Source organism: Protofrankia sp. CiP1_Cm_nod3, assembly GCF_982290655.1.
In genome coordinates this window covers 136573-137330 of record NZ_CEVIVD010000001.1, presented here as the reverse complement: position 1 = coordinate 137330, position 758 = coordinate 136573, and the positions used below count along the sequence as shown (strand labels likewise).

The window sequence follows — 758 nt, the reverse complement described above, 5'->3', positions numbered from 1 at the left end:
TCCACTCCGACGGCCACTCCCTCCGCGGCCGTCTGCGCTCACAGGGACACCGCCACACGTTGGCCTTCGACGACCGCGGCGTGCGCGCGGCGGGGGGCGAGGCAGTCACCGACCCGGTGGACGGAGAACGGCAGCGCCGGCAGGTCCGCGCGCAGGCCGCGCCAGAGGGTGTCCTCCGCCCGTTGCTGGACGGCGCAGACCACCCAGTCCACGGCGCGCCGGGTGTCGGTGCCGGTGGGATGGTGCTGGAGGGCGAGCAGCACACCGCCGTCCGCGCCGGGTGTCACCCCCATCGGCACCAGGTCGGTGCTCTGGACGATGCCCCTGGCCGCCGCCCGGACGTTCCAGGTCTCCAGGTCCAGCGTCACCCCGAGGTCCTGGCCGACGACCATGCCGTTGGTGACGACCTCGACCCGGCAGCCCCGGTCGGCCAGCAGCTCCGCGACGGAGGTGGCCTGGTGGAACCCCAGCTCGTCCACGACCACGACGGTGCCGCTCGGCTCCGCCCGCCCCTCCAGCACGTCGCGCACGTCCACGACCCGGGGGTGCCCGGCCGCCCACCACGGGGGGTTCGGCCGGGCGCCGGTGGCCAGCACCACCGCGTCCGGGGCCTGCGCGCGCAGGAAGTCCGCGTCCACCTCGACGGAGGTCCGCACGTCGACACCGATCCGCCGCACGTGCGCGATCAGGTTGCGCGCGATGTCGAGGAACTCCGCCCGGCTCGGCACGGCCGCCGCCACCGGCACCTGGCCGCCCAG

1 protein-coding gene is annotated in these 758 nt (G+C 75.9%); it reads right to left on the bottom strand.

What is annotated here, in order from left to right:
- Positions 1–38: 38 nt before the first annotated feature.
- Positions 39–758, bottom strand: a 720-nt coding sequence (locus AC5LUJ_RS00565; protein WP_493464306.1) for a beta/alpha barrel domain-containing protein, incomplete at its 5' end; no start/stop codon positions are given.